Origin of the sequence: Bifidobacterium sp. UTCIF-1 (assembly GCF_006408915.1) — a bacterium.
Taxonomy (GTDB): domain Bacteria; phylum Actinomycetota; class Actinomycetes; order Actinomycetales; family Bifidobacteriaceae; genus Bifidobacterium; species Bifidobacterium reuteri.
This window is the reverse complement of record NZ_JFAG01000006.1, coordinates 12,834-30,969: the sequence shown is the minus strand read 5'-3', so window position 1 is coordinate 30,969 and position 18,136 is coordinate 12,834. Positions and strand designations below refer to the sequence as shown.

The 18,136-nt window shown below is 60.7% G+C and carries 10 protein-coding genes; 5 read left to right on the top strand and 5 right to left on the bottom strand.

What is annotated here, in order from left to right:
• The first annotated feature begins 464 nt into the window (after positions 1-464).
• A complete protein-coding gene (locus BW09_RS03920) occupies positions 465-3,218 on the top strand; it encodes a phosphoenolpyruvate carboxylase (RefSeq protein WP_140464749.1) in 2,754 nt (917 codons plus the stop codon).
• A 386-nt stretch (positions 3,219-3,604) separates the two neighbouring features.
• On the opposite strand, the gene BW09_RS03915 is transcribed toward BW09_RS03920, so the two are convergent.
• Together BW09_RS03915 and BW09_RS03910 are read right to left on the bottom strand one after the other, a co-directional pair.
• Positions 3,605-4,894 (bottom strand): ATP-binding protein, encoded by a 1,290-nt coding sequence (locus BW09_RS03915; RefSeq protein ID WP_258184980.1) that lies wholly within the window; start codon positions 4,892-4,894, stop codon positions 3,605-3,607.
• Positions 4,895-5,127: 233 nt separating this feature from the next.
• Positions 5,128-8,532, bottom strand: a complete 3,405-nt coding sequence (locus tag BW09_RS03910) for an Ig-like domain-containing protein (RefSeq protein WP_140463500.1) — start codon at positions 8,530-8,532, stop codon at positions 5,128-5,130.
• Between the two features lie 204 nt (positions 8,533-8,736).
• Here BW09_RS03910 and BW09_RS03905 point away from each other — a divergent pair, with 204 nt between their 5' ends.
• On the top strand, positions 8,737-9,132 hold the full coding sequence (locus BW09_RS03905; RefSeq protein ID WP_140463498.1) for a substrate-binding domain-containing protein: 396 nt from the start codon (positions 8,737-8,739) through the stop codon (positions 9,130-9,132).
• A gap of 241 nt (positions 9,133-9,373) precedes the next feature.
• Here BW09_RS03905 and BW09_RS03900 read toward each other — a convergent pair whose 3' ends face one another.
• Together BW09_RS03900 and ahpC are read right to left on the bottom strand one after the other, a co-directional pair.
• A complete protein-coding gene (locus BW09_RS03900; RefSeq protein ID WP_044089210.1) occupies positions 9,374-11,377 on the bottom strand; it encodes an FAD-dependent oxidoreductase in 2,004 nt (667 codons plus the stop codon).
• A 305-nt stretch (positions 11,378-11,682) separates the two neighbouring features.
• Positions 11,683-12,246, bottom strand: coding sequence for an alkyl hydroperoxide reductase subunit C (ahpC, locus tag BW09_RS03895; protein WP_044089211.1), 564 nt, complete (start codon positions 12,244-12,246; stop codon positions 11,683-11,685).
• Between the two features lie 561 nt (positions 12,247-12,807).
• On the opposite strand from ahpC, the gene BW09_RS03890 reads away from it, so the two are divergent.
• Positions 12,808-13,473 (top strand): carbonic anhydrase, encoded by a 666-nt coding sequence (locus BW09_RS03890; protein WP_258184988.1) that lies wholly within the window; start codon positions 12,808-12,810, stop codon positions 13,471-13,473.
• A gap of 92 nt (positions 13,474-13,565) precedes the next feature.
• Here BW09_RS03890 and BW09_RS03885 read toward each other — a convergent pair whose 3' ends face one another.
• Positions 13,566-14,702 carry an ATP-binding protein gene (locus BW09_RS03885; RefSeq protein WP_140463496.1) on the bottom strand — a complete coding sequence of 379 codons (1,137 nt, stop codon included), beginning with the start codon at positions 14,700-14,702 and terminating at the stop codon, positions 13,566-13,568.
• Between the two features lie 236 nt (positions 14,703-14,938).
• On the opposite strand from BW09_RS03885, the gene BW09_RS03880 reads away from it, so the two are divergent.
• Together BW09_RS03880 and BW09_RS03875 are read left to right on the top strand one after the other, a co-directional pair.
• On the top strand, positions 14,939-16,291 hold the full coding sequence (locus BW09_RS03880; RefSeq protein ID WP_181161768.1) for a hemolysin family protein: 1,353 nt from the start codon (positions 14,939-14,941) through the stop codon (positions 16,289-16,291).
• Between the two features lie 330 nt (positions 16,292-16,621).
• A complete protein-coding gene (locus BW09_RS03875; RefSeq protein ID WP_140463493.1) occupies positions 16,622-17,980 on the top strand; it encodes an ATP-binding protein in 1,359 nt (452 codons plus the stop codon).
• Positions 17,981-18,136 lie beyond the last annotated feature (156 nt).

Sequence of the window (18,136 nt, the reverse complement as noted above, 5' to 3'; positions counted from 1 at the left end):
CTGCCGCGAATGGCTGGACGTATCACCGGGATGGATTCGCGGCCAGTGTCTGCCGAGTGGCGTCACGCGCGGGTTTACCGATGCATCCGCAGATGCGTCTCGTCCTAGAACACTCACGGCCCACCAGCAACTCAACGTACCCCGCGCCCTTCCCCGTGCGCACAGTCCCCCAGCTTGCGGTTTCATTTTTTGGACGTTTTCTATTCGATATGTGGAATCAAGAGAAGTGGCGCCACAGGAAGCGCCATTGCCGTCGCGCACACCGGGGCAGCGAATCCGGCATATGGTACCCACACAGTGGACTTCGTAACGTAAATGGCGATTATGCGGCGATACACTGTTGCCCACACAACAACCACGTTGAATACGGGCTGTGGGCTCGCAACGACTGGCCTCAACAACCGCGGAGGAGCCGCGGACGACCAGCAGACCGAGCAACCTGATATTCAGCAAAGGAGGTTAATTTGGCATCAGAAGAAGAACAGATCACTCCCGCTGACGCCGCCATCGTCACCACCGGAACCGGCAAGAAGGGTCCGGAGGAGCATGATCTTCCCGAAAACCTGAAGTACGACATGGATCTGTGCCTGCGGATTCTGCGCGACGTACTGGGCGAATACAATCCCGAACTGCTCTCCACGTTCGACACCGTGCGCAATTACGCGGTCGAGGCCAGCGCCGAGCACTTCGGCGGCTTGGTGGATCCGAACCCCGGCCATGATGGACTGAAGGCCGCCGTCGAGGTCATCGACAACATGACCCTGCACGACGCCCAGCTGCTCGCGCGCGCGTTCGCCACTTACTTCCACCTTGCCAACCTTTCCGAGGAGAACTACCGCGTCTCCGTGCTGCGCCAGCGCGAGAACGACGTCACCGACGACCAGGCCTTCGACCCGGTCAACGAGATGACGTCCGCCTACCACCAGCTCATCAACGAGATGGGCCCGGCCAAGGCCAAGGAGCTGCTCGACCGCCTGGAGTTCCACCCGGTCTTCACCGCGCACCCCACCGAGGCCCGCCGCAAGGCCGTGGAAGGCAAGATCCGCCGCATCTCCGAACTGCTCGAGGAGCACAAGGCCCTTGGCGGGTCGGACAAGAAGGAGAACCTGCGTCGCCTCTACAACGAGATCGACGCCCTGTTCCGCACCTCCCCGATCGCGCTGAAGAAGCCGACCCCCGTCGAGGAAGCGGACACGATTCTCGACATCTTCGACAACACGCTGTTCCACACCATCCCCAAGGTCTACCGCCGCTTCGACGACTGGGTCCTGGGTTCCAAGGCCGGCCTCGTGCCGCCGGTGTGCCCCGCGTTCTTCCACCCGGGCAGCTGGATCGGCTCCGACCGCGACGGCAACCCGAACGTCACCGCCAAGGTCAGCCGTCAGGTGGCCCGCAAGTTCTCCGACCACGTGCTCGCCGCCCTTGAAGAGGCCACCCGCACCGTGGGCAAGAACCTCACGATGGAGGCCGAGACCACGCCGCCGAGCTCCGCTCTGCGTATCCTGTGGAGCCACCAGAAGGAGATGAGCGAGCGTCTGACCGACAAGGCCGCCCTGATCTCCACCAAGGAGCTGCACCGCGCCGTGATGCTGGTGATCGCCGATCGCCTGCATTACACCATCGAGCGCGACGCCGACCTCATGTACCACACCTGCGATGACTTCATCGCCGACCTCAAGACCGTCCAGCAGTCGCTGGCCGACGCGGGTGCCAAGCGCTCCGCCTACGGCCCGCTGCAGGACCTCATCTGGCAGGCCGAAACCTTCGGCTTCCACATGGTCGAAATGGAGTTCCGTCAGCATTCCGTGGTGCATTCACGCGCCCTCGCGGACATCCGCGAGCACGGCCTGCACGGCGAACGCGGCGAACTGCAGCCGATGACCCACGAGGTGCTCGACACCTTCCGCGCCCTCGGCTCCATCCAGAAGCGCAACGGTCTGAAAGCCGCACGCCGCTACATCATCTCCTTCACCAAGAGTGCCCAGAACATCAAGGATGTCTACGAGCTCAACCGTCTGGCGTTCGCACACCCCGAGGATGTGCCGACCATCGACGTGATCCCGCTGTTCGAACAGCTTGAGGATCTGCAGAACTCGGTGGACGTGCTCGAGGAAATGATCAAGATCCCCGAGGTGCAGGCTCGTCTGAAGGCCACCGGCAACAAGCTCGAGGTCATGCTCGGCTACTCCGATTCCTCGAAGGACGCCGGCCCGACCTCCGCCACACTGGCCCTGCACTCCGCCCAGGAGCGCATCGCCAAGTGGGCCGAATCGCATGACATCGACCTGACCCTGTTCCATGGCCGCGGCGGCGCCGTCGGTCGTGGCGGCGGCCCGGCCAACCGCGCGGTGCTCGCCCAGCCGGTCGGCTCCGTGAAGTGCCGCTTCAAGCTCACCGAGCAGGGCGAGGTCATCTTCGCCCGCTACGGCAACCCGGTGCTGGCCATCCGCCACGTCGAATCCGTGGCCGCGGCGACCCTGCTGCAGTCCGCCCCGAGCGTGGAGAAGCGCAACACCGACATGACCGAGAAGTATGCCAACATGGCGCACGCGCTGGACGATGCCGCTCACGAGCGCTTCCTCGACCTGCTGCACACGCCTGATTTCGCCCAGTGGTTCTCCACCGTGACGCCGCTGACCGAAATCGGTCTGCTGCCGATCGGCTCCCGCCCGGCGAAGCGCGGCCTCGGCGCGAAGTCCCTGGACGATCTGCGCACGATTCCGTGGATCTTCTCCTGGGCTCAGGCCCGCATCAACCTGGCCGCTTGGTACGGTCTGGGCACCGCATGCGAGAAGTTCGGCGATCTCCAGACGCTGCGCGAGGCGTATGAGGAATGGCCGCTGTTCTCCACCTTCATCGACAACATCGAGATGTCCATCGCCAAGACGGACGAGCGCATCGCCAAGATGTACCTCGCCCTCGGCGACCGCGAGGACCTCAACGAGAAGGTGCTGAGCGAGATGGAGCTCACCCGCAAGTGGGTGCTCGACATCGTCGGCGACAAGTGGCCGCTGCAGCACCGTCACGTGCTCGGTCAGGCCATCCGCATCCGCTCTCCGTACGTGGACGCCCTGTCCGTCACTCAGGTGCTGGCGCTCAAGTCGCTACGCAAGAAGGTGGACAAGGAAGAGCTCTCGCAGAGCCAGCAGGCCGGATTCATCTATCTGATCCTCTGCACGGTCTCCGGCGTCGCCGCAGGCCTGCAGAACACGGGCTGACGTTTTGGCCGGTGTTGGGCCGCACGCGCGGCCCAACACCGCTGGGAAAGCCCAGTGGTCTTTCCCAAGCCAAAACGTAGCGGTGGGTTTTGCGCAATAGCTTTGCGCGCGCAAAACCCACCGCAGCACAGCAACCCCGCGTCTAGCGGGGTTTCCTTTTTATCAGCGCATATCAGCGCATATAGAATCCCCATTCACCAAAGTGGGGATTTCCCGTTTCCCGAGATTTCCGTTGCCTGATACAGCTTGGCAGCTGCTTCCATTCCACATAATCTTATCGATGAGATAATTGATATTCCAGTGCAATGAGGCTTATGACAATGCATGTCACCGAATTAATGTCAGGGACCTCCGCTTCGCGCCGGAGGTCCTTTTTGTTCGGGCTCCTATAGTGGCAATGCAGCAAGCCGATTAATCGCCCATAATGGCACATTCAGCAGCCAGTCATCGTCACGATACCCAGCAAGACTGGTGCGCACTGCTTTATGCAGGTCGAAATGGCCAACAGCCACACGCAGGCTCTTGGCTTGAAGGTTCTCTTGCGCCTTTACTTCAATGGGGAGAACTGTATCTGGATGGTCAACGACAAAATCAACTTCCGCACGACCCGTTGGCGACGACCAATAATACGGGGATAGCCTTTGCGCCACGAGCTGCTGACATACGTATTGCTCAGTGAAGGCTCCCTTGAACTCAGTAAATAGTTTCTCTCCCTCAAGGATCGTCGATGGACTAAGGCGAGCCAGCGCCCCCAATAGACCACAGTCCACAGCGAACAACTTGAACGCAGCGGAGTCCTCATACGCCGCTAATGGCGTGCGAATAGCCGTGACCGCTGAAACTTTTGTAATGGCTCCATAATCGCGAAGCCACTGAATGCTTTCTTCGAATTCCCTAGCGCGTGCGCCGGGCCGCAAGGCACCGTATATGAACTTTCGATTCTCCTTTGCCAGCTGCGATGGTAGAGAAGCCCAAACCATACGGATTCTCTCAAGGATACGTAGCGGCGCATGTTTCGAGAAGTCCCCGTCATAATCATCAAGAATCTCACGCTGCAATTTACGGGCTTCGTTGAAATCGTGATGTTCCGCGAAATCCGCAACTACTGCCGGCATTCCGCCAACAACCATATATTCCTTCAGCCAGTTCTTAAGCCGATCCCGGAATCCGGAATCCAAATCTGCAATACCTGCGCCGTCGCTCATGGCATCAGCCATCATTCCTTGGCCGATGGCGCGAAGGTACTCCGTGAAATCCATTGGACGCAATGTCAACGTATCGACTTTGCCAACCGGGTACGAAGTGTCTGCATGTCTGGCAATACCCATGTATGAGCCAGTCGCAATAACGTGATATTCACGAGCATCTTCGCAGAAATACTTCAGCGCAGTCAATGCGCGCGGACATTCTTGAATCTCATCAAGGAGCACCAAGGTATCTGTCGTGATAGGAACACCTGTTTCGAGGCTGATGTTACGCAATATCCTGCTCACATCTAAATCGCCGTCAAAGAAACTCCTCGCACGCTCATTGTTCATGAGGTCGATACGCGCCACTGCCTCATATCGTGTACGCCCGAACTCCTCCGACAGCCACGTTTTGCCCGTCTGACGGGCGCCTCGAATAATGAGCGGCTTTCTATTTCGAGATGTCTTCCAGGCCTCAAGCTGCTTCATAGCCGTACGATCCATAGTCAACCCCAATCTCCTACAGAAAATGTGCGAGTAAAACACATTTTATGTACAAGAAATGTGTGAGTCAAACCATTGTTCCGCGCTAGTTATAGTGGAAGGACCAACGCTAACGCATAATACAGAGCAAAAACGACAGCTCCCCTTGAGGGGACACCTTGAGGGGAGCTGTCGGGCGCAGGCTGACTGGGGGAAAACAGCCCCGGCCAAATCTGCAATCAGCTACGGCTACGCAGCCTCTTGAGCAGCAGACCCGCGCCAGCCAGCAGCACTGCGGCACCTGCCACAGATGCCACGGCAGCACCGGTGAGCGGCATATGCTTCTGGTTATTGCCAGAGTTGGCGCCCGCACCGGAATCAGAGTTCTGACCGCCAGTGTTTCCATCTGGCTTGCCGGTCTGCTCGCCGTTGTTGTCGCCACCCGAGGGCTTCTGTTCCGAATCCTCAACAACCGTCACCTCAACGGAACCGCTGCGCGCGGGGTCGGCCACGGAAGTGGCGGTGATGGTCACCGTACCGGCTTTTACGCCCTTGACCGCGCCATGCTCGTCAACCGTCGCAACCTGCTCGTCGGACGAAGTCCACTGCACGGACTTGTCTGCAACGGAATCGGGAGTGACCGAGGCGTTCAGCGACAGCGTCTCCCCCACCTTGAGCGAGGCCTTGCCATCGGCGGAAACGCCTTCGCCGCTCACCGTCACACCGCTCACGGAGTCGATCACATTACCGTCCGCAATCGGGTAGAACGTGATGGAATCCACGTTCGGCGCGACGCCCCACGAGACCGCCGCCTTGCGCGAGCCGACTTCGTCCCAGTTGCCGAGGGTCAGCGCGCCGCCATGAGTGGTCACGGTCACCGAACGGTTCATGAAGTGCTTCTCGGTGTAGGTGTATCGGAACGAGCCACGAGCAATCTCCTGTTCGCCCTCATGCACCTGAAGCCCCAAATCCACGACCTGCGGGTTGTAGGAGTGGCTGCCGATGAACGCATCATTGGAGAAACGCACCACCATGTTGTACGTGCCGGCCGGCACACCAGTCACGGTCATTGTGCCCTTGTTGTTCTGCACGACGGTGGGCACGTGGTTGGCATCGGCTTCAACACGAGTCTGGTCGCCGTAGCCGGCCTTGCCGCTTTCGTTGGTCACGAACTGGTTCCCCAATCCAGTGACGAACGACTTACCGCTGGCGTCTGAGGCATCATCCTTCTGGACCTTGGCACCGCCGCTCAACTGTGCGTCCTCGGCCTCGAAGCGAATCGCCTTGGAATCCGACTCCGATGCACGCGCGGTGGTGACACTCGCCACACGCACCCCCGCCTCACCGGACAGGGTGAGCTGGTTAATGCCTTCGGAGAATGCCACGCGCACGGTCGAAGTCTGCGCGCCGTCCGATTGGGCGGTGACATCGGCCGCGCTCTGTCCGTTCACGGACAAGACGAAGTGAGCACCCTTGGCGGCATTGTAGGCAATCGTCACGTTCTGGTAGCCGGCCTCCCACGCGTGGGCGAAGACATCCGCACGACCACCATTGAGGTCGGCGAATCCGTTCGTGCCGTTGCCGTCATAAGCCAGTACCGCGCCGGAATCCAAGCGCATGTCTGAGGCTGGGTAGGTCACCTGATCGACCGGCGTACTGTCACCACGGGAGACCTGGTAGAGCAGCAGCTTGTCCGATTCATTGTCCAGATCAGTGGCCTCCACCGTAATGGCGTGCTTGCCCTTGGTCAGACCGTCCAGCACGATTTCCGCACTACCGCGATACTTCCACTTGGCGGCCTCCTTCAGCGCCAGCTCGGCAGGCACATTCAGATCACCAACCGATTTGCCGTCGACGTACACATGATTGACGCCCGGGAAGCCGGCCGGAGCGGTAATGAGCTGCAGACGGTAGGAGCCGTCAGCCGGCACGTCCACATTCCACGTCATCTTGGCGCCGTTATTGAAATTGCCGACATCCCCATTGCCGGAGAACATGAAGTTGCCCCAGGAACCGGTATTGTCGCTCTTCGTATATGCCTTGGCACCGTCAGACAGCGTGGTGTTCTCGGCTTCGATGGCCTGCAGCGAGCGACCGTTTTCGGCGTTGTCCAGCACAGTGGCAACGTCCTGATGAGGCGTCACCACAAGCTGATAGCCAGCGTAGCGATCGATGCTGGTGGTGGTCACGTCAAGCGTGCCATTGACAAGCTTCTGATCGCTCAGCACGTTCACCACGCGCGGGGTTGCGGCAACACCGTCCGGGCCGGTGTAGGCGTTCTCACGCACCTGAACATCCACGCTCTCGCCGAACACCGACTGATCCAGCCCGGTCATGTGCACGGTGACCGGAATATTCGCGCCGATCTTGGTGGCATCATTGGCACCGCCGTACAGCACGGTCGCCTTGCGGTTCGTGGCATCGATGGCAGCCACGCCCTGCAGGTTATCCACGCTATCAGGGTGTTCGCTGGTCACCTTGACGGTCTGCGTGCCGCGCAAATCGCCGTACCACTTGTACAGCCACCAACCGCCGTTGGCCGAGTTGGCCCGAGCCATATTGTCGTTGAGATTGCCGGCGTAGTTCCAGTACGCGGTCTGCGCCTGTACCTTGGTGCTCTCGAACATGCTCATCCATTGGATCAGCTGACCGGGCACGGACATATCACGCAGTTCGCCGAATTCGGAGATGTTGATGGCGCGCGGCGTGATGCCGAGCTCCTGTTCGAAGCTGCGGTACTGGTTATAGTGGCTGCGATAGTTCTTCAGTGAACCGTTGCCGAGTTCGTGCCAGACGATCACGTCGGGCAAGGTGTTGGCGGCTTTGGAGCTTTCCAGCAGAGCCTTGGTGCGGTTCGCACGCCACACACTGTCGCCGGGCCCGGCAATCAGCGCATGGTCGGCGGTCGGCTTGACGCCGTTCACATTGGTTTTCTCGCCGGACTTGTACTGGTTCCACACCTTCTGAATCGTGGCGTAGGCATCATTCCAGTCGGTGAGGAATTGCTTGTAGATATCAGCGTGGGCGTTATCGCCAGAGGGATACCAGTTGCCGCCATCCGGCTCGTTGAACGGCATGAACACGATCTTGTCCGGGTGAGAGGTGTTGGCCAGAATCTTGTTCATCACCACTTCGAGCACTTCGTCGAAGTCCCAGCGATCGTTGGGGGCGTTGTCCGTGTAAGTGCCATACTGCGCATCATTGGGATCCACGTCCAACTTGTAGGAGCGCGTATCGCCGGGGCGTTTGCCGCCGTTGTAGGACCAGTCCGGGTACCAATCCTGAAGGTTGACCACCAGCTCCTCGCCGCCGTTGTTGAAGAACTGGTTCTCCACCGCCAGCACGTCGGCGCTGGGGTGCTGCAGACCATCGGCGGGCTTCTGCGAAGTTACTTGCACGCGAGCGCCATCGAGGATGGCGTCCGTGGGCGAACCCTCATCGCCCAGGCCGTACAGCATGCCGGACGAGCCGCCATAGAAATCGCCGGTCGTCGTGCCGTAATCAACATTCAGCGTCTGTACCGGCGCGGCCTCCTCCGCCGTCGCCGAGCTGACCGGCATTCCTATGCCCAGCGGCAGAACAATCGCCGCGCTGGCAGCCAAGCCTACCAGCCCTGGCACCAGCTTATTTCTGGATATACCCATAGTGTGTACCTTCCTGTACCTTTCCTCATTGAAACGGTGGCAGACCAATACAGCATGCGCATAACACGCGGCCTTGCCATATGAAAACCCGGGCTTCCTGCCATACGAGAAGGAGAAAACCGCAAGGAAGGAAGTCCGGGATTTGCGGGAGTCCACATCGCGCCCATCGCGCGAGTGACCTCCTACAGTGTGATGTGAGCGCTTGTGGACACGTCAGACTTTGACGATTTCAACCAGCCTCACCGTTTCGGGCCGGCATCGCGGGACACGCACGCCCGGGGACGCCAGCCACGCTCCGGATACCGAGCGCGACCCCACCGGCCCGATGCGATTTTCGCGGATTCCGATCTTGAGGCGATCGGCGCATTGCGAGCGCTGCATGAACGGCACGTACGCATTCCCGAGGACATCGCCATCGTCTCCTTTGACGGCACCATCGACTCACAGTTCAGCTGGCCTGCCCTCACCGTCGTGCAGCAGGATGCCACCGCCCTAGCCGAGCGCATGTTCCAGGCCGCGCTTGACCCCCAAAACACCCCCGACCTGCAGCTCATCGACACCACGCTGGTCCCCCGTCAGTCCTGCGGATGCCTGAAATAGCAAAGATAGTCCTGAGGGCATAACGGCAACTGACAACCCGTTGCGCAGTTGCAGGCTTTACCGGCGTCCTCTGTCCCTGCGCCTCCCATGCCGCCCATACTTGCCGCGCGGCGAAATGCGAAATGATGGACAGATGCCGAGCAACCAGCAACGATTCTGCCATGGCCGGCTTGGGCTGGCGCTATTACGCCAATCCCGCCCTGGCCATGGCAGAATCGTTGCTGCTGAAGTTATGGATCCGTCAAGCACCGACGAGCTCGAGCATCTGGGGGATGCTCTTCTTGCCGAACTCGACTTTCTGCTCGACCGTCTGCTCGGTCTCGCCACCTTCGCCCTCAGCGCCGGCACCGGAGCCGCGGTTGATGACGATGCAGGGCACGCTCATCGCACCGTACTGGTCCTTGAGCTCCGGGAAGTGCGAGACGTCGTAGGCTTCGGCACGCACCAGCGGGTTCAGGGAGGCGATGCGCTGGGCGGACAGTACGGTCTCTGGGCACATCGTGCAGGTCAGCGACACGAGGATCATGATGTCGGTCGGCTCCGTGATCTCTGCCGCACGGGCCTTGAGATCGTCGCCGAGCGGCTGGCCGGGGCCGGCCGCATTGTACAGGCCCAGCACGAACGAGTTGAACTCATGGCCGGACGGCACACCGTGGAAGGCGAGGCCGGTGAAGGTCAGACGATTCGACGTTTCCGCATCGGCGACGCACAGACGCACGGCCGGGCGGGCCAGCGGCAGCACGCCGGCCGGGTCGAACGTGGCGCGGCCGGAGTCGTCCAATGAACCGTACAGCGGCAGCGACGCAGTGGCGCTACCATCGCCGGCGCCCGCTGCAGAGCCAGCACCCGTCTCAGAGTCGGCACCCGGCAGCACGACCTCCAACGGTTCGCCGACCACCAGACCGGCCGGCGCCGATGCGCCATCCACCGCAGTAATAAGCCCCGCGGCATCCACAGACACCGAGTTCAGCTTATCGCCGGACAAAGCCACCATCTCCCCCACGAATCCTTGCAATTCCGAGGAAAGCGGAGTGTCATCCAGCTCAAGGACCAGCGTGACCGGGCGGGTCATACGCCCGAAGACCACGCCCAGCTGCTGCTTGATGGCGGCGGAGAACAGCTCGCCGGGCTTCTTCGCCGTCTGCGCGGCGGCGGCAGCGGCATCAGCACTGCGCTTGGCGGGCGCAGGGGCCGGCGAGGTGCCGGGGGCCGCTGCAGCACCGGACGCGGCGGCCGAGGCTTCGGCCTGCTCGTATGCGGAGGCGGTGGGGCGCGGCGGCACCAGGCCGGTCTTCTCGCTCATGGACTTGGCGTATCGCTCCAGCTCGACGGCCGCGATCGCGCCATCGGCGGTGGCGGTGACCACCTGACGCAGGTTCTTGACGCGCAGGTCGCCGGCCGCGTACACGCCCGGCACGGAGGTCTCCAGATAGTCATGGGTGACTACGTAGCCGTGGTCGTCGAGCTCGACCACGCCGCGCACAAGCTGGGTAGCGGGCACGTATCCGGCGAACACGAACACGCCGAACGTACCGCCATCGGCGGGCTTCCAGGTCTCGGTTTCGCCCGTGGCGCGGTCAAGAATGGTCGCCTCGCGCAGACCGCCCTGACCTGCGGTGACACCCTTGAGCTCCACGTTGTAGCGCACGTCGATCTTCGGATTGTTCTTGGCTTCGGCGGCAACAGCGGCGTCGCAGGTGAAGTCGGGTTCGCGAACGAGCACGGTGACCTTGGACGCGTACTTGGTGAGGAACACGGATTCCTCGGCAGCCGCGAATCCGCCGCCGACCACGAGCACCTCCTTGCCGGTGAAGAACTCGCCGTCGCAGGTGGCGCAGTAGGCCACGCCGCGGCCGGCGTACTCCGCCTCGCCCTCGAAGCCGAGCTTGCGCGGGGAGGCTCCGGTGGCGATGAGGATGCCGAAGGTCTTCAGGTCGCCGCGCGACGTGTGCACGGTCTTGATATCGCCGTCGACGTCCAGTCCGGTGGCCTCGGCGGAGAGGAATTCCGCTCCGAAGTCCTGCGCCTGCTGGCGCATGGTCTGGGTGAGCGCGCGGCCGGTGGTGCGGCCGACGCCCGGATAGTTCACGACTTCGTTGGTAATGGTGATCTGCCCGCCGAAATCGTCCTTTTCGAGGATGAGCACACGGTAGCGGGCGCGGGCGAGGTACAGGCCCGCAGTCAGGCCGGCCGGGCCGCCACCGATGACGACGACGTCATAGAGATTGTCCTGGGTTTCGGTCATGAAAAGCTCCTTATATGATAGGCCCCTCTGACGAGACGTTGCCGTGAAGCAAACAGCAGAGCTGTTTGTAGGCAACGTGCGAGCCGACAGGCGAGCCAGCAGGCTGCGCGCGTAGCGCGTCCGCGATCGCGCAGCGGACTGGGGGAGAGACAGCCGGAAAGATTCACGTCCTGTTTCTCTCCCCCACCCGGCTCCGCCGGGAGCCCCCTCGTCAGAGGGGGCCGAGATTGCGGCTGTTTGCGTTCCCTGCGACGCTCGCAACGCTACCGCTGCTCGCTGCTACAAACAGCCCACAGGGCTGTTTGTCACAGCTGGCCGACGAGGTCGAGGCTGGGCTCGATGGTCTCTTCGCCCGGGGTCCAGTTGGCGGGGCAGACCTGGTCGCCGTGCGCGTAGACGAACTGGGAGGCCTGCACGCGGCGCAGCAGCTCTTCGGCGTTGCGGCCGACGTTGGAGGAGATGACCTCATAGGCCACGACCTTGCCCTCAGGGTTCACGATGAAGTCGCCACGCTCGGCCATGCCGTCGGCCTCGTTGTAGGTGTCGAGGTCCTTGGCCAGCACGGCGGTCGGGTCGGCGAGCATCGGGTACTGGATCTTGGCGATCTTCTCGTTGGCGTCATGCCAGGCCTTGTGTACGAAGTGGGTGTCGGTGGACACGGAGTACACCTCGCAGCCGATCTCCTTGAACTTGTCGTAGTTCGCGGCGAGGTCCTCGAGCTCGGTCGGGCACACGAAGGTGAAGTCGGCGGGGTAGAAGAAGAACAGGGACCAGTGGCCCAGCACATCTTCCTTGGTCACCTCGTGGAATTCGTTGTTCTGGAAGGCGTTCACCTTGAAATCAGTGAGTTCATGCTGCAGCAGCGTCATTACAGGTCCTTTCGACTGTGGCATTGCCATTCGCCTTGCGCCAGGCAAGTCGGACGGCGGATGATGCCAATGGAACAATCCGCCGCCGCAATCGCCTTTCCGCCCCGGCCGCACGGCCGGAACCTGCGCAAAGCATTACCGATTCCATCGTAATGTGCAGCGGCGGCACACGCTCGAATAATCCTTATGAGCATTCTCACAGCCGAACATGTCCATATCCATCGTCCATTCCACTCATACCCATCCATGCACACCCCTGCGTCACCGGACAGCCGCCAACCGAGCGTCAGCCAACCGAACCACAGACAGACAGGCACTCGCCCACCAGAACGGCCCCTGCCAACCGAACCGCAAACGAAACCCTCACCGCTTCACCGGCTGGCCCGGCACAACCTCGTCACCTTTTCTGCCGATATCGCCAACTATGATGAAGCTAACAGCAAGCCCAAGCATGGAGGTTTCATGGCATCAATGTCGGCAGCAGACTTCGGGCAGTTCGCTCAAGGATCTCAGGAATCACCGGAAGAATCACAGACTTCACCCTCCCCCTTCCCCAGCAGCATGCACGAGTCCACCGCGAACGCCACCTGGAGCCGCATGCTCCAAGGCAATAAGCGTTTCGCCGAGGGTAAGGCCGAGCATCCGTGGCAGGACAAGGAAACGCGCAACATGCTCACCGACGGCCAGAAACCAGACGCCGCCGTGCTCGCCTGCGCGGATTCGCGCGTACCCCCGGAAATCATCTTCGATCAGGGCCTCGGCGACCTGTTCACCGTGCGCACCGCCGGCCAGATGATCGACGACGCGGTCATCGCATCCCTCGAATACGCGGTCAAGAAGCTCCATGTGAGCCTGCTGTGCGTGCTCGGCCACGGCCGTTGCGGCGCATTGCAGATGGCGGAGCGCGAACTGAACGACCTGATCCACGCCATCACCGCCGAGGCGGATGATTCGCTGGAGACCGCTGATCTGATGGACAGTCTGGACGAGCGACTGGCCCAGTCCGATTCCATCGTGCTGCGTCAGGCCGGCATCTCCGTGTGGCAGGCACGTCAGGCCGAGGCGGATTGCCTGGACGACATCGAGCGCGTGCATGTGGCCCACACCATCGAGATGCTGGTGGAGCGCTCCGAGATTATCCGGCAGTCGCTGGCCTCCGAACAGCTCATGATCGTGGGCGCGCGCTACCAGCTCGACACCGGCCGCGTCGAGGTGCTGAGTTTCTGAGGCTCTTAGAGCTAACTTGGGGCCGGTTCGGCCTACCGGCTTCGTCCGTCACAAAACAAACTGCCGAGCCGGCTCCCTGTATTCATGTGGAGCTACAACGACTGCAAATACTGCCCCAAATGCGGCACCGCAAATTCCAGCTGCCCATGACCCGCCGGGCGGATAAGTTTGTCCTTGATGAGAATCGCTCGGTACTTGCTGACCCAGCTGCGGCTTCTGCGCGTACGATCCGTGATATCGCCGACCTGCGTGGTGTTTGGCGAATCTTTGGCCATCGCCATAAGGAACAGCCGCTCCGCGCCAGTGATGCCGTCCAGCGCCGGAGCGCACACGGCATCATCGAAGGCGAGCAACGCATCGGAAACACCGGTCGACACGTCGTCCGCGGTAATGACATTCGAGCCTCGACGCTGCGCGGATTGCCACATGTAATAGCCGATGAGCTGCACCATATACGGATATCCTTCGGACTGGCGAGCGGCCTCCAGCGCGTCCTCCTCGCTGATGGTCTTACCGGAATCCGCAACCGTCTCCAAGAACGCATTCTTGACGTCTGGAAGCGGCACATTATCCAACTCGCGGCGTAGCGCACGGCGCAAGAATGTGGTTACCTCGTTATCCAGCAAATCATTGATCATATACGGCAAGCCGGCGAATACGATGGCGACGCCCTTCTTATCCGCATCAGGGGTATCGCCTTCATCTGCATCCGTAATGACGTGCTGCACTGCGGTGGCAATAGCGACCAGATCATCATGCGAGGCCGCTTGCGTCTCATCGATGGTGATGAGAATACCCTTCCCCTTACCGAGCTTCTTACTGCCCAACTGCTTATTCAACGCGTTGCGCAACGTCAGTGGATTGGATTCCGCAGAAAAGTGCGCTTGCCCAAAACTCGCCGTAGCAATGCCGGAAATTCCAATGGAAGGACTGATGTTGGCCTGATCCAGGCGCAATCCCGAAGGCGATAATGCCGCTATGAGTCTCGTGACCAGCCCTGCGGACGCCGTTTCTCCAATGACTTCCCAATGCTGCGCTTTGGCGATACGCCGAAATTCGGTGAGCATAACCGTCTTTCCAAAGCCGCGCTGCCCGGTGACCAGCATAATGCGCCCAGGAGCCCCTACTCCGTTGGTCAGCGCCTCGGAAAAATCCTCGATAATGGACTGCCGGCCAATAAGAATCGGCGGCATTTTACCGGCGGTTGGTTTGAAGGGATTGATTGCCACGACCATACTCCTGTCCACAACACGTACCATCTGCCACAATTGCGTACCGTATTACATGATTGTGCACTAAATTACATGAAATTATACCATGTAATACGATTGCGTACCATTGCATACTATCTCACACCGTCACACACGCCTACGCGCATCACGCCTCACATAGACGGCACAGCCAGCAAACCCTGCCGAGCCAGCAAACCCCGTATTTGACCCCCCACTCCCCTAGAGTTGGGCGTATGTCACTTGGTTTGAATGTGCTTCTGATCTTTATCTTCCTGCTCCTCGGCTCGGTGTTCTCCGGCACCGAGCTTGCGCTGGTCTCGCTGCGCGGTTCGCAGATCGAGCAGATGGAGCAGGAGGATGCGCGCGGCGCGAAAGTCGCGAAAATCGCGCGCGATCCGAATACCTTCCTCTCCACAGTGCAGATCGGCGTGACGCTGTGCGGCTTCCTGTCCGCCTCGTTCGGCGCCTCCTCGATATCCCCATATCTGATTCCCGTGGTGGAAGGCTGGGGTGCGCCAACCGGCATCGCCGGCGGTTTGGTGAACATCGTGCTCACGCTGATTATCTCCTACTGCTCCATCGTGATTTCGGAGATGGTGCCCAAGCGCATCGCGATGCAGCGCACCGAGCAGATTGCGCGCGCCGTGGTACCCGCCATCGACGCGTTCGCCACAATCTGCCGTCCGATCATCTGGCTCATCGGCAAGAACACGAACGGTATCGTGCGCGTGCTCGGTTTCGACCCTCAGCAGACCGAATCCGAGGTGTCCGACGACGAGCTGCGCGTGCTAGTCAGCTCCAATACGAATCTCTCCAAGGACGAACGCACGATACTCGACGATGTGTTCGATGCGTCCGAAACCATCGTGGCCGAAGTGATGCGCCCGCGCGCCGACGTGGTGTTCATCGAGGCCGACCAGCCGCTCGCCGACGCGGCCGCGTTCGTGCGCGACCAGCCCTACTCCCGCTATCCGGTGACCGGCAAGGATTTCGACGATGTTATCGGTTTCGTGCACGTGCGCGATCTGCTGGACGTGCGCGACCCGAAGGCGAAGACCGTGCGCGATGTGGTGCGCGAAGGCATTTCGCTACCCGGCACCTCCAAACTGCTGCCGTCGCTGGAACTGCTGCGCAAACGCGGCATCCATCTGGCCGTGGTCATCGATGAGTACGGTGGCACAGATGGCATCGTGACGCTGGAGGATATGACCGAAGAATTGGTGGGCGATATCCGCGACGAGTACGATCTGCCGACTGAAAAGGGCGGCGAGCGCACGACCCGCACGGCGTTCGTCAATGGCGTAGCCACCATCGAGGCCAGCATGACCATCGAGGACTTCGCCGACCTGACCGGCATCGAGCTGGAGGATGGCCCGTACGAGACCGTGGCCGGATACTTCCTGGCCCACACCGGCAAGATGGGTACCGTGGGCGATGTGCTGCATTCCGACGATGGCGGATATGACATGGTTGTCACCAGGGTGGACGGCCGCCGTATCGAGACCATCGAGGTCCGCAAGGCCGGCGCCACCGATGCGTCCTCGCAGACGGATACTGTGACGGGTTCCGGTGCCACCGCCGCCTAGGCCTCTTCCCAGTATCCCGCGTCATTAATTCGTTGATTACGGCTCCCTAACAGGACGTTGCCGTGAAGCAAACAGCGGAGCTGTTTGTAGGCAATGTGCGAGCCGATAGGCGAGCCAACAGGGTGCCACGCGTAGCGCGTCCATAATTGCAGGACGAGCCGGCCAGCGAAGTGTTCCCAACAGAAATTTCGTTAACCCTTAGAAACGTGCAATCTGGGCACTAGGTTAACCCTTAGAAACGTGCAATTCACCCACCGCGCGAAACCTTAGAAACGTGCAATCTTGTACTATACTTATCCCTTAGAAACGTGCAATCATAGGGGAGGAGCCATGTTTCGGCGCAAGGCTTACGACCAGTTGGTCGAATGGAAGCGGTCAAGCGGAGGCCGCACCGCCATGTTGATCGAGGGGGCCCGCCGTGTGGGCAAATCCACCATTGCCGAGGAGTTCGCGCGCAATGAATACAATTCGTATGCCCTCGTGGACTTCACCAAGGTGGGAGACGAGTTTCGTCGAACGCTGCTCGACACGAGGGGAGATCTCGACTCCTTCTTCCTGTACCTAAGCGCCACGTTGGGCGTGACCCTGACCGAACGTAAGTCCCTAGTCATCTTCGACGAAGTGCAGCTGTTCCCACCAGCCCGCGAGTTCATCAAGCACTTGGTCGCCGATGGCCGGTACGACTTCATAGAGACGGGATCCCTAATCTCCATTAACGAAAACGTGAAGGACATACTGATTCCCTCCGAGGAAGAGTCCATGAAGATGGGTCCTCTGGATTTCGAGGAGTTTCTGTGGGCCATGGGCGAAGAGGCGCTGGCTCAGATGATCACGAACTCGTTTGCATCGGGGAGTCCCTTGCCGGACTCGCTGCACCGCAAGGCGTCGCGCCTATGGCGCGAATACGTGCTGGTGGGAGGCATGCCACAGTCGGTCGCGGCCTACGCCCCGAATAGGGACATGGCGGCCGCCGACAGGGCCAAGCGCATGGTCCTCAAGATCTACCGCGAGGATATCGAGAAATACGGCGGCATGGCGGCTAAACGAATCCGAGCAGTGTTCGACGCAATTCCCGGTCAGCTGTCGAAGCACGAGAAGCGCTTGGTGTACACGCAAGTCGAGAACGGCTCGAGATCGCGTGATTTCATGACGGCCTTCTCTTGGATGCGCGAAGCGGCGACGGTCAACCTATGCACCCTCGCCGAGGACCCGTCAATTGGTCTGGCGCTCAGCGCCGACGACGCAACAGTGAAATGCTACATGGCTGACACCGGACTGTTGTCTACCATGGCATTCTCCGCCTCAGGCTCCGCCTTGCCAGAAGTGTACCGGCAAGTGTTGCTGGGAGCGGACGGCGTGAACGAGGGCATGCTCGCGGAAAACGCCGTCGCTCAGCAGCTCACCGCATCCGGGCACGACCTGTATTTCTACTCAAAATCCTCGAGTATCCGCGAGGAACGCATGGAGATTGACTTCCTGATCATCCGGCCTTACCCGGACGCAGCCATGAAACCCAGAGTCAGCCCTGTAGAGGTCAAATCCGGCAAGCGCTATTCCACGGTGTCCCTAGACAAGTTCCACGCGAAATTCACACAACGAGCCGGCGAAGAATACGTGCTGCACCCCCGCCAGATGAGTCAGGATGGCATACGCCGCTTCCTGCCCCTGTACATGTCATTCTGCCTGTGAATCTCGTTTTCCAACGATTCCACAGAGCATGAATGAACTGCAGAATCCTCTCTCCCTCTCTCTCCTCTCTCTCCTTTAACGGTGGAATGCAGTTTGCTCAACAGCTCTCAACTGAGCGCAAATGCCAATAAGGCGCACCATCATTGGCGACACGCC

Excerpts from the sequence above, each read along its gene's own strand:
- BW09_RS03880 (WP_181161768.1), top strand. The coding sequence starts at position 14,939 with ATGTCACTTGGTTTGAATGTGCTTCTGATCTTTATCTTCCTGCTCCTC.
- BW09_RS03910 (WP_140463500.1), bottom strand. The coding sequence starts at position 8,532 with ATGGGTATATCCAGAAATAAGCTGGTGCCAGGGCTGGTAGGCTTGGCT.
- ahpC (WP_044089211.1), bottom strand. The coding sequence starts at position 12,246 with ATGACGCTGCTGCAGCATGAACTCACTGATTTCAAGGTGAACGCCTTC.
- BW09_RS03900 (WP_044089210.1), bottom strand. The coding sequence starts at position 11,377 with ATGACCGAAACCCAGGACAATCTCTATGACGTCGTCGTCATCGGTGGC.
- BW09_RS03890 (WP_258184988.1), top strand. The coding sequence starts at position 12,808 with ATGCACGAGTCCACCGCGAACGCCACCTGGAGCCGCATGCTCCAAGGC.
- BW09_RS03875 (WP_140463493.1), top strand. The coding sequence starts at position 16,622 with ATGTTTCGGCGCAAGGCTTACGACCAGTTGGTCGAATGGAAGCGGTCA.
- BW09_RS03915 (WP_258184980.1), bottom strand. The coding sequence starts at position 4,894 with ATGAAGCAGCTTGAGGCCTGGAAGACATCTCGAAATAGAAAGCCGCTC.